An 11,889-nucleotide genomic window follows, 5' to 3' on the forward strand; every position below is an offset into this window, starting at 1 on the left:
CCGACGGTGGCCGGTGCGTGCCGGGCCCGGCGCCGCGCTGTGCTGTGCCGGCCGGTCCTAGTACGACTTGGGCAGGCCCAGGGTCTGGTGGGAGACGTAGTTGAGGATCATCTCGCGGCTCACCGGGGCGATGCGGGCCACGCGGGAGGCCGTTATCAGCCGGGCGAGCCCGAACTCGCGGGTGAGGCCGTTGCCGCCGAGGGTGTGCACCGCCTGGTCGACCGCCCGCACACAGGCCTCCCCGGCCGCGTACTTGGCCATGTTGGCGGCCTCGCCCGCGCCGACGTCGTCGCCCGCGTCGTAGAGGTGCGCCGCCTTCTGCATCATCAGCCGGGCCAGTTCGAGTTCGATGTGGGCCTGCGCGAGGGGGTGGGCGATCGCCTGGTGGGCGCCGATCGGGGCGTCCCAGACGGTGCGTTCACGCGCGTAGGCGACGGCTCGTGCGAGGGCGTGGCGCCCCATGCCGATCGCGAAGGCGGCCGTCATGACGCGCTCGGGGTTGAGGCCGGCGAACAGTTGCAGCAGGCCCGCGTCCTCTCCCCCGCCCTCGCCCACCAGCGCGTCGGCGGGGAGCCGGACGTCGTCCAGGACCAGCTCGAACTGCCGCTCCACGCTGTCGAGTTCCATGTCGATGGCGAGGCGGGTGAAGCCGGGGGTGTCGCGCCCGACGATGAACAGGCAGGGCTTGAGGCGGCCCGTGCGGGCGTCCTCGGTGCGGCCGACGATCAGGGTGGCGTCGGCGATGTCGACGCCGGACACGAACACCTTGCGGCCGGTGAGCAGCCAGTCGCCGCTCGCGCCGTCACGGCGGGCGGTGGTGGTGATGCGGTGGCTGTTGGAGCCCGCATCGGGCTCGGTGATGCCGAACGCCATGAGACGGCTGCCGTCGGCCATCGCGGGCAGCCACTCCCGCTTCTGGGCCTCGGTGCCGAAGCGGGCGATGACCGTGCCGCAGATCGCCGGGGACACGATCATCATCAGCAGCGGGTTCCCGGCCGCGCCCAGTTCTTCGCAGATCAGGGAGAGCTCGGCGATGCCGCCGCCCCCGCCGCCGTACTCCTGCGGGAGGTTGACGCCGATGTAGCCGAGCTTGGCGGCCTCCCGCCACAGGGCGCCGTGGTCGCCGTCGCGGGCGCGGCTCCTCGCGAAGGCCGACACCGCCGCTCGCAGTGCCTTGTGCTCGTCGGAATCGATGAGAGTGGTCACGGTGGCTCCTTCGTCTGCCGGCTCGTCGTGGCTGGTCGCGCTCACGCGGCGAAGCCGCGCGTCGTGCGGTCCCGCTGTCGTCGTCAGCCGCTCTCCACCACTGCCAGGAGCGTGCCGACCTCCACCTGCTGTCCTCGCGTCACGTGCAACGCCGTCACCGTGCCCTGCGCCGGAGCCGCGATGACGTGCTGCATCTTCATCGCTTCGAGCCACAGCAGCGGTTCACCGGCCCGCACACCCGATCCGGTGACGAGACCGTCCGCGAGCTTGACGACCGTGCCCGGCATCGGGGCCAGCAGGGAGCCCGGCGCATGCTGGGCCTGCGGGTCGGGGAAGCGGGGCAGCACGGTCAGGGCGTCGGCGCCGACGTGGACGCGGTCGCCGTAGCGGGCGACCTCGAAGCGGCGCCGCACCCCGTCGACCTCCAGGACGACCAGCGCGGCGTCGGCCGACACCACCTGGACGCCGTCGGCGGCGAGGCCCGTGCGGGTATGGCGGTAGCGGACCTCGCGCTCCTCGCCCGCCACCGCGTACCGCTTCGTCTGCGGCCCCGACGGCAGGTTGCGCCAGCCGCCGACGCCCCGGCGCGCGGCGGTGTCCGCCGCCTCGGCCAGGGCGGCCGCGAGCGGGGCGTACGGGTCGGGGGCGGACTCGGTCAGTTCGGCGAGGTGACGGCCGTAGAAGCCGGTGTCCATGCGGGCCGAGGCGAACTCCTCGTGGCGCAGGGAGCGGACCAGGAGGTCGCGGTTGGTGACCGGACCGTGCACCGCCGCCCGTTCCAGCGCGCCCGCCAGCCGGCGGACCGCCTCCGCGCGCGTGGGGGCGTGGGCCACCACCTTGGCGATCATCGGGTCGTAGTGGACGCCGATCTCGTCACCGTCCGCGTACCCGGTGTCCAGGCGGACGCCGTCGGGGACCGCCAGGCGGTGCAGGACGCCGGTCTGCGGCGTCCAGTCGGCCGCCGGGTCCTCGGCGTAGAGGCGGGCCTCGACCGCGTGCCCGCGCGCGGGCGGCGGCTCGGGGGGCAGGGCCGCGCCCTCGGCGATCCTGAGCTGCTCGACCACCAGGTCGAGGCCGAAGACCGCCTCGGTGACGGGGTGTTCGACCTGGAGGCGGGTGTTCATCTCCAGGAAGTGCGCCCGGCCGTCGGCGACGAGGAACTCGACGGTGCCGGCGCCCACGTAGTCCACGGCGCGGGCCGCGCGCACGGCCAGCGTGCGCAGCCGCTCGGCGACCCCGTCGGGCAGTCCGGGCGCGGGCGCCTCCTCGACGACCTTCTGGTGACGCCGTTGCAGGGAGCAGTCCCGGGTGCCCAGCGCCCACACCGTGCCGTGCGTGTCGGCGAGGATCTGCACCTCGACGTGGCGGCCGTTCTCGACGTACGGCTCGACGAACACCTCGCCGTCGCCGAAGGCGCTCTCGGCCTCGGCGCGGGCGGCCTCCAGCGCCGCCCCCAGCTCCTGCGGCCGGCGCACGACGCGCATGCCGCGTCCGCCGCCGCCCGCGGCCGCCTTCACCAGGACCGGCAGGTCGGCCCCGGTCACCTCGTCCGGGGACAGGGGCGCGAGGCCCATGAGCCGCTTGGCGCGGGTCTTGGACGCCATCGCCTCGATCGCCTCGGGCGGCGGCCCGATCCAGACCAGGCCCGCGTCCAGGACGGCCCGCGCGAAGCCGGCGTTCTCGGAGAGGAAGCCGTAGCCGGGGTGCACGGCGTCCGCGCCCGCCGCGACGGCCGCCTTCACCACGAGGTCGGCGCGCAGGTAGGTGTCGGCGGGCGAGACGCCGGGCAGCCGCACGGCGGTGTCGGCGACCCGTGTGTGGAGGGCGCCGGCGTCGGCGTCCGAGTGCACGGCGACGGTGCGGATGCCCGCCTCGCGGCAGGTGCGGAAGACGCGGCAGGCGATCTCGCCGCGGTTGGCCACCAGAACGGAAGTAATCATGGGCCTCACATCCGGAAGACGCCGAAGCCGCCGCGGGCGCCCTCGTACGGAGCCGTGTGGACGGCCGACAGGCACAGGCCGAGCACGGTGCGGGTGTCGCGGGGGTCGATGACGCCGTCGTCGTAGAGCCGGCCCGAGAGGAACATGGGCAGCGACTCCGACTCGATCTGCTGCTCCACCATGGCGCGCAGGGCCGCGTCGGCGTCCTCGTCGTAGGGGCGGCCCTTCGCGGTCGCCGACTGCCGGGCGACGATGGACAGGACCCCGGCGAGCTGCTGCGGGCCCATCACGGCCGACTTGGCGCTCGGCCACGCGAACAGGAACCGGGGGTCGTAGGCGCGCCCGCACATGCCGTAGTGGCCGGCGCCGTACGACGCGCCCATGAGCAGGGACAGGTGCGGGACCTTCGAGTTGGCGACCGCGTTGATCATCATCGCGCCGTGCTTGATGATGCCGCCCTGCTCGTACTCCTTGCCGACCATGTAGCCGGTGGTGTTGTGCAGGAAGAGCAGCGGGATGTCGCGCTGGTTGGCGAGCTGGATGAACTGGGCGGCCTTCTGCGACTCCTGGCTGAACAGCACGCCCCGGGCGTTGGCCAGGATGCCGACCGGATAACCGTGCAGCGCGGCCCAGCCGGTGACCAGGCTCGTCCCGTACAGGGGCTTGAACTCGTCGAAGTCGGAGCCGTCGACGATGCGGGCGATCACCTCGCGCGGGTCGAAGGGGGTGCGCAGGTCCCCGGGGACGATGCCCAGGAGCTCTTCCTCGTCGTACTTCGGAGGGACGGCCGGGCCGGGGTCCCGGTACGCCTTGCGGTGGTTGAGGCGGGCCACCACACGCCGTGCCTGGCGCAGCGCGTCGTGCTCGTCGACGGCGAAGTGGTCGGCGAGGCCGGACACGCGCGCGTGCATCTCCGCGCCGCCCAGCGACTCGTCGTCGCTCTCCTCGCCGGTGGCCATCTTCACCAGCGGCGGGCCGCCGAGGAACACCTTCGCCCGCTCCTTGACCATGATCACGTGGTCGGACATGCCGGGGATGTAGGCGCCCCCGGCGGTGGAGTTGCCGAAGACGACGGCGACGGTCGGGATCCCCGCGGCGGACAGCCGGGTCAGGTCGCGGAAGACCGCCCCGCCCGGGATGAAGATCTCCTTCTGCGAGGGCAGGTCGGCCCCGCCGGACTCCACCAGGCTGACGCAGGGCAGCCGGTTGGCGAGCGCGATGTCGTCGGCCCGCAGGGCCTTCCTCAGCGACCAGGGGTTGCTGGCGCCGCCCCGCACGGTCGGGTCGTTGGCGGTGATCAGGCACTCGACGCCCTCGACGACGCCGATGCCGGTGACGAGGGACGCGCCCACGGTGTACTCGCTGCCCCAGCCCGCCAGCGGCGACAGCTCCAGGAACGGCGTGTCGGGGTCGAGGAGCAGCTCGATGCGCTCACGGGCGAGGAGTTTGCCGCGGGCGCGGTGCCGGGCGACGTACTTCTCCCCGCCCCCCGCGAGCGCCTTCGCGTGCTCGGCGTCGAGGTCGGCCAGCTTGGCCAGCATGGCCTCGCGGTTCGCGCGGTGGTCGGGGCCGTGGATGTCCAGGGCGGACGTGATGACCGTCAAAGCAGAGCCTCCGGGATGTCCAGGCGGCGGGAGCGCAGCCATTCGCCGAGCGCCTTGGCCTGCGGGTCGAAGCGGTGCTGCGAGGCCACGCCCGCGCCGAGGAGTCCCTCGACGACGAAGTTCAGTGCGCGCAGGCGGGGCAGGGAGTGCCGGGTGACGGTCAGGTCGCGGCTCTCGGGCAGCAGCTCCCGCAGCCGTTCGGCCGTCAGTTCGTGGGCCAGCCAGCGCCAGGCCTCGTCGGTGCGGACCCACACGCCCACGTTGGCGTCCGGGCCCTTGTCGCCGCTGCGGGCGCCGGCGACCAGGCCGAGGGGCGCGCGCCGCACCGGCCCCGGCGGCAGCGGCTCCGGCAGGTCCGCCTCCGCGACGGGTTCGAGGACGCGCGCGGCGGAGGACGGCGGGGGCGGGACCGGGACGCGCCGGCCGTCGTCGAGGACGGCGACGTGCCCGACCTCCTCCTGGGGGACGTACGCGGCCTCGAACACCCCGTAGGGGGAGCCCTTCCCGGGCGGGGCGAGCACATGGAAGCCGGGATAGCTGGCGAGCGCCAGCTCGATCGCCGCCCCGCTCAGCGCCCGTCCCACGAGCGCCTGGTCGGGGTCCCGGACGACGAGCCGCAGCAGCGCGCTCGCCGTCTCCTGCGTGTCGGCGTCCGGCCGGTCGGTGCGCACCAGCTCCCAACGGATCTGCTCAGGACGGGACTTGGCGAACGCGTCCGCCATCTGCTCCTGCACCAGGGCCGCCTTGGCCTCGATGTCGAGCCCGGTCAGGACGAAGACGACCTCGTTGCGGAAGCCGCCGAGGCGGGTGCGCCCGACCTTGAGGGTGGGGGGCGGGGCCTCGCCGCGCACGCCGTCGACGCGCACCCGGTCGGGGCCGTCCTGCGCGAGCCGCACGGTGTCCAGGCGGGCGGTGACATCGGGCCCGGCGTAGCGGGCGCCCGCGGTCTCGTACAGAAGCTGCGCGGTCACCGTGCCGACGTCCACGAAGCCGCCCGTGCCGGGGTGCTTGGTGATGACGCAGCTGCCGTCCTCGTGGATCTCGGCGAGCGGGAACCCCGGCCGCCGCAGGTCACGACCGCCGTCACCGCCACCGCCCCGGGACCCCGCGTGGGCATGGCCGGCCGCGCCGGCGAAGAAGGCGTAGTTGCCGCCGGTGGCCTGCGTCCCGCACTCCAGGACGTGTCCGGCGACGACGGCGCCCGCGAGCCGGTCGTACTGCGTGGCGTCCCAGCCGAAGTGCGCGGCGGCGGGTCCGGTCACGAGGGCCGCGTCGGTGACCCGCCCCGTGACGACCACGTCCGCGCCCTCGCGCAGACAGGCGGCGATGCCGAACCCGCCCAGGTAGGCGTGGGCGGTGAGGCTGCCGGGGTAGCGGGCGCCCAGGTCGTCGCCCTCGACGTGCGCGACGCGCACGGGGACGCCGAGCCGGTCCGCCAGCCGCCGCACGGCGTCGGCGAGCCCTGCGGGGTTGAGCCCGCCCGCGTTGGCGACGATGCGCACGCCGCGCTCGCGGGCGAGGCCGAGGCACTCCTCCAGCTGGCGCAGGAACGTGCGGGCGTACCCGGCGGCGGGGTCCTTCAGGCGGTCGCGCCCGAGGATGAGCATCGTCAGCTCGGCGAGGTAGTCACCGGTGAGGACGTCGAGTTCGCCGTCGGTGAGCATCTCGCGCAGGGCGTCGAAGCGGTCGCCGTAGAAGCCGGAGGCGTTGCCGACGCGCAGCACGCTCACGACCGCGCTCCCCTGGGCCCCCGCGGCCCGGCGGACCCTTCCGCGTCCTCCACGGGCCCTTCCGTGTCCGTCGCGGACCCTTCCGTGTCCTTCGGGGGGCGGCCGCCGCCGGGCGGACCGGCGAAGGCCTGGGCGACGTCCAGCCAGCGGTCGGCGTCGGGGCCCTCGGCCCGCAGGGCGAGGTCGGCGCGGTGGGCGCGCTGGGTGACCAGGAGGCAGAAGTCGAGGGCGGGGCCGGTGACGCGGTCCGTGGCGTCCTCGGGGCCGTAGGTCCACGACTCGCCCGACGGGGCGCGCAGTTCGACGCGGAACTCCTCGAACGGCGTGGGCAGGCCGTGCACGCCGAAGGCGAAGTCGCGCGTGCGCACGCCGAGGCGGACGATGTGCCGGAGCCGGTCCGTGGGCGCGACGACCGCGCCCAGCGCGTCCGCGACGTCCAGGCCGTGCGCCCAGGTCTCCATGAGGCGGGCGGTGGCCATCGAGGCGGCGGCCATCGGCGGGCCGTACCAGGGGAAACGCGCGCCGGCGGGGGCCGCCCGCAGGGCCTCGTCCAGGGCCCGGCGTCCGGCCCGCCAGTCCCCGAGCAGTCGCGCGGGCGGCTTCGCCGCGCCCTCCTCGGCGCCGTTGTCGACGAAGTCACCGGGCGCGGACAGCGCCTTCTCGACCTCGCGGGCGAAGGCGTCCTGGTCGGTCACGGCCAGCACGGAGGAGTGGTCGGTCCAGGCGAGGTGCGCGATCTGGTGGGCGACGGTCCAGCCGGGGGCGGGCGTGGGGAGTCTCCACTGTTCGGCTCCCAACTCGGCCACGAGCCGGTCGAGTTCGTCGCTTTCGGCGCGGAGGTCGTCGAGCACGGGGGTCGGGTCGGCCATGGGGTGGAGCATGGCAGCGCCCCGAGAAACAAGCAAGCATGCTTGCATTGATTTATGGGAGGGGAGACCGGCGGGCGGGGTGCGCACGGGCGGCTGATGAGCGCGGACGGGCCAGCGCGGGGCAGGCAGGATGCGACTCCCGGCCGCCCCCCGGCCTCCGGTCTCCGGCCTCCGGTCTCCGGCCTCCGGTCTCCGGCCTCCGGTCTCCGGTCTCCGGTCTCCGGTCTCCGGGTACCCGACCGCACACGCGGCCTCCGTCGCGCCCCCGGAAACGGCGTCGCGCCTCCGGAAGCCCGTCACGCCTCCGGCGTGGCCGTCTTCGGTCTGCCGGTCCGGGTGCGGACGGCGCCCATGCTGGCCGCGACGACGAGGGCGATGGCGGCGGCCTGGACGGCGCTCAGGGCCTGGTCGAGGACCAGGAAGCCCGCGGTGGCGGCGAGGGCCGGTTCCAGGCTCATCATGACGGCGAACGTGGAGGCCGGCAGACGGCGCAGGGCGAGGAGTTCGAGGGTGTAGGGCAGCACCGAGGAGAGCACGGCCACCCCCGCGCCCAGGCCGAGCGTCACCGGGTCGGCCAGTTTGGCGCCCGACTCCGCGAGGCCCAGGGGCAGGAAGAGCAGCGCGCCGACCGCCATCGCCAGGGCCAGCCCGTCCGCCTGCGGGAAGCGGCGGCCGGTGCGGGCGCTGAACACGATGTACGCGGCCCACATCACGCCGGCGCCCAGCGCGAACGCGACGCCCGCCGGGTCGAGGGCGCCCAGGCCCCCGTCGGCGCCGCCGGCGCCGCTGAGGAGGAAGACGCCCGCGAGCGCCAGCGCGGCCCAGACCAGGTTCAGCGCGCGGCGCGAGGCCACGACCGACAGGGTGAGCGGGCCGAGCACCTCCAGGGTGACCGCCACGCCCAGCGGGATGCGGTCGAGCGCCTGGTAGAACAGGCCGTTCATCGCGGACATGGCGACGCCGAAGGCGACGACCGTGCCCCAGTCGGCGCGGGAGTGGCCGCGCAGGCGGGGCCGGCAGACGACCAGGAGCACGACCGCGGCCACCAGCAGTCGCAGCGCGACGACGCCCAGGGCGCCCGCCCTCGGCATCAGGGTCACCGCCAGCGCGCCGCCGAACTGCACCGAGACCCCTCCGGCGAGCACCAGGCCGACGGGGCCGAGGGAGCCGAACCGGCCGCCGTGGGCCGGGCCACCCGTCCCCGCGTCGGGCCGGGGCTGCGGGGGGACGACGGGGGCGGTGGCCGCTGCTGCGTCGGGGGTGGTCACGGGCGGTCCAGGTGTTCGACTCGGTTCGTTCAGCACGATGTACTGCCGAGTCCACGGTAATGGACTCGGTCAGGGGTGTGAACCCCTTTTGCCTCTGTCTCAGGCTACGAGACGTCCCCTGTCCACGAGAGGTACCGCGGCGTCCCGTGACGTCCCCCGACGTCCGTGACGTCCCGCGCGCGCGGAGGGCGGGGGCGGCTACGCGCGCGTGGAGCCGCGTCCGTCGTCCAGCGCCGCCGCCAGGATCTCCGCGAGATGGCGTCCCCGCACCCCGGCGAGCTGCTCCAGCTGGGTCCGGCAGGAGAACCCGTCGGCCAGGACCACCGCCCCTGCCGGGGCGGCCCGCACGGCCGGGAGGAGCTGTTCCTCCGCGCACGCCGTCGACACCTCGTAGTGCCCTCTCCCGAAGCCGAAGTCGCCGGCCAGACCGCAGCACCCGCCGCTGAGGTCGCCGGTGAGCCCGGCGGCCTCGCGAAGCCGCCGCTCGGCCGCGTCGCCCAGGACCGCGTGCTGGTGGCAGTGGGTCTGGCCCACCACGGGACGGTCCAGCCGGGGCGGGACCCAGTCGGGCGCGTGCCGCTCCAGGACCTCCGCGAACGTGAGGACGCGGGCGGCGAGCAGGGCCGCGCGCGGATCGTCGTGCAGCAGCTCCGGCAGGTCGGAGCGCAGGGCCGCCGCGCAGCTCGGCTCCAGGACGACGACCGGGGCCGCCGTCTCCAGCACCGGCTCCATCAGGTCGAGCGTGCGGCGCAGCACCACGCGCGCCTGGTCGAGCTGGCCGGTGGAGACGTACGTCAGCCCGCAGCACACCCGGCCGCGGCGGGCCGTGAGCAGTGCCGCCGCGCTCCGCGAGCGCCCGTCGCCCACCGGCCGGCCCCGCATCCGCAGGGCCGGCGGCAGCGTCACCCGCAGTCCCGCCGCCTCCAGCACCCGCACGGCCGCCCGGCCCACGGCCGGCGAGAGGTGCTCGGTGAACGTGTCCGGCCACAGCACCACCAGCTCCCCGCCCGCGCCGTCCCGCCCCTCCCCCGAGGTCGTGGCGGCGAGGGCGGGGCGTGCCGTGGGGGGCCGGGTGCGCCACCAGGCGGTGAACGTCCGCCGGGCCAGCCGTGGGAGGTCCCGCTCGGCCGCGACGCCGCCCAGCCGCTTGGCGACGGCCGCCAGGGGGCGGACCGAGGCGAGCGCGTTGACGAGGGCGGCCGCCCGCAGCCGGCTCGCCCAGCGCAGCCACACCGGCAGCCGTCCCATGCTGTAGTGCGCGGCGGGACGGCGGCGCCCCCGGTAGTGGTGGTGCAGGAACTCCGCCTTGTAGGTGGCCATGTCCACCTCCACCGGGCAGTCGGAGCGGCAGCCCTTGCAGGACAGGCACAGGTCCAGCGCGTCACGGACCTCCGTGGAGCGCCAGCCGTCGGTCACCAGCTCCCCGGCCAGCATCTCGTGAAGCAGCCGGGCCCGCCCGCGCGTGGAGTGCTCCTCCCGGCCCGTCACGCGGAACGACGGGCACATCACCCCCGCCCCGGACGCCGGCGCCGTCGTACGGCACTTGGCGACCCCCACGCACCGCCGCACCGCCGCCGAGAAGTCGCCGCCGTCGGACCGGTAGCCGAAGGCCACGTCCACCGGTTCGCGCGGCAGGACCGAGAAGCGCAGGCCGGAGTCGAGGGGCTCGGGCCGCACCAGCATCCCCGGGTTCAGCAGGCCGTCCGGGTCCCAGACGTCCTTCACGCGTTCGAACAGCGCCACCAGGTCCGGCCCGTACATCAGAGGCAGCAGCTCGGCCCTGGCCCGGCCGTCGCCGTGCTCGCCGGACAGCGAACCGCCGTGCGCGACGACCAGCTCCGCCACCTCCCGCGAGAAGCGGCGGAAACGGCCGACGCCCTCCGGCGTCAGCAGGTCGAAGTCGACGCGGACGTGGATGCAGCCGTCCCCGAAGTGTCCGTAGGGCGCGCCGCGCAGCCCGTGCCGTGCCAGCAGCGCGCGGAACTCGCGCAGGTACGCGCCCAGCCGGGCCGGGGGCACCGCGCAGTCCTCCCAGCCGGGCCAGGCCTCGGCGGGCCCTCCGGCGCCCGGCGGCAGGGACGGGTCCCCGGGGATCCGGGTCGCCGTGCCGCTCGCGTCCTCCCGGATCCGCCACAGCTCCCGCTGCCGCGCCGCGTCCGTCACCACCCGGGCGTCGACGACGTCCGCCGCGCGCACGATCGTCCGCGCACGCGCGTGTGCCTCCCGCGGCGACGCACCGCCCGCCTCGACGAACAGCCACGCCCCGCCGCGCGGCAGCCCGCCCGTACCCGGGGGCACCAGGTCGGCGGCCATCCCCTCCACGGTGAGCGGCCCGAGCGGCAGCAGTGCTGCCGCCGCGTCGGCGGCGGCGCTCTCGTCCGCGTAGCCGAGCACCGCGAGCGCACGCGCGCGTGGCGCCTCGACGAGCCGCACGACGGCCTCCGTCAGCACGCCCAGGGTGCCTTCGCTGCCGCACAGGGAGCGGGCCACGTCCACGCCGTTCTCCGGCAGCAGCGCGTCCAGCGCATAGCCCGAGATCCGGCGGGGCAGCTGCGGGAAACCGGTCCGCAGCAGGGCGAGTTCGCCCTCCACGAGGGCGCGCAGCCCGTCCGGCGCGCCCGCCCAGCCCCGTCCGGCCCGCAGCCGCCGCCCCCGTGCGGTGACGACCCGCAGCTCGCGCACGCTGTCCGCGGTCGTGCCCCACGCCACCGAGTGGGAGCCGCAGCTGTTGTTGCCGATCATCCCGCCGAGCGTGCACCGGCCGTGCGTGGACGGGTCGGGCCCGAAGCGCAGCCCGTGCGGCGCGGCCGCCTCCTGGAGCCGGTCCAGCACCAGCCCCGGCTGCACGACCGCCGTCCGCTCCCGCGGGTCGAGCGAGACCAGCCGGTTCATGTGCCGGGTGAAGTCCAGCACCACGCCGGTCCCGGTGGCCTGGCCCGCGAGCGACGTCCCGCCGCCGCGCGCGACGACCGGCGTCCCGCGTTCCCGGCACACCTCCAGGACGGCCGCCACGTCGTCCTCGTCCCGGGGCGCGACGACCCCGAGCGGGACCCGCCGGTAGTTGGACGCGTCCATGGTGGTGAGCGCGCGGGAGGTCGCGTCGAAGGCGACCTCGCCCCGGACGGCCTTGCGCAGGGCGGCCTCGAGATCGGTCATGCCTTCAGCAAACCAGGACGCGCGCACGCCCACAGCCCGCCGGGACCCGCCCCGGCGGACGCTCCCCGCCGACGACACGGCCCGTCTCATCCGACGGACGAGGTTTCACCCGTGTT

7 protein-coding genes are annotated in these 11,889 nt (G+C 75.4%); all 7 read right to left on the reverse strand.

The genetic code is table 11. The features are described from left to right. Positions 1-57: 57 nt before the first annotated feature. The 7 genes from ACGFSH_RS18565 to ACGFSH_RS18595 all read right to left on the reverse strand — a co-directional run bounded on the left by ACGFSH_RS18565 (position 58) and on the right by ACGFSH_RS18595 (position 11,773). A complete protein-coding gene (locus ACGFSH_RS18565) occupies positions 58-1,206 on the reverse strand; it encodes an acyl-CoA dehydrogenase family protein (RefSeq protein WP_393349708.1) in 1,149 nt (382 codons plus the stop codon). An 83-nt stretch (positions 1,207-1,289) separates the two neighbouring features. Continuing rightward, positions 1,290-3,146 (reverse strand): acetyl/propionyl/methylcrotonyl-CoA carboxylase subunit alpha, encoded by a 1,857-nt coding sequence (locus ACGFSH_RS18570; protein WP_393349710.1) that lies wholly within the window; start codon positions 3,144-3,146, stop codon positions 1,290-1,292. 5 nt (positions 3,147-3,151) lie between these two features. Further along, a complete protein-coding gene (locus ACGFSH_RS18575) occupies positions 3,152-4,750 on the reverse strand; it encodes an acyl-CoA carboxylase subunit beta (RefSeq protein ID WP_393349712.1) in 1,599 nt (532 codons plus the stop codon). Beyond that, positions 4,747-6,480, reverse strand: coding sequence for an acyclic terpene utilization AtuA family protein (locus tag ACGFSH_RS18580; protein ID WP_393349714.1), 1,734 nt, complete (start codon positions 6,478-6,480; stop codon positions 4,747-4,749). Before ACGFSH_RS18580 ends, ACGFSH_RS18575 begins: the two co-directional genes overlap by 4 nt. Next, the gene (locus ACGFSH_RS18585) at positions 6,477-7,349 is read right to left on the reverse strand and encodes a TIGR03084 family metal-binding protein (RefSeq protein ID WP_393349716.1); all 873 of its coding nucleotides are present in this window, start codon (positions 7,347-7,349) and stop codon (positions 6,477-6,479) included. Before ACGFSH_RS18585 ends, ACGFSH_RS18580 begins: the two co-directional genes overlap by 4 nt. Before the next feature lie 296 nt (positions 7,350-7,645). Continuing rightward, positions 7,646-8,617: a DMT family transporter gene (locus tag ACGFSH_RS18590; RefSeq protein WP_393349718.1), complete on the reverse strand. Its 972-nt coding sequence runs from the start codon at positions 8,615-8,617 to the stop codon at positions 7,646-7,648. Positions 8,618-8,815: 198 nt separating this feature from the next. Further along, a complete protein-coding gene (locus ACGFSH_RS18595) occupies positions 8,816-11,773 on the reverse strand; it encodes an FAD-binding and (Fe-S)-binding domain-containing protein (protein ID WP_393349719.1) in 2,958 nt (985 codons plus the stop codon). Between the last annotated feature and the right edge of the window lie 116 nt (positions 11,774-11,889).

The organism is Streptomyces sp. NPDC048481 (assembly GCF_043200075.1).
Lineage (GTDB): Bacteria > Actinomycetota > Actinomycetes > Streptomycetales > Streptomycetaceae > Streptomyces.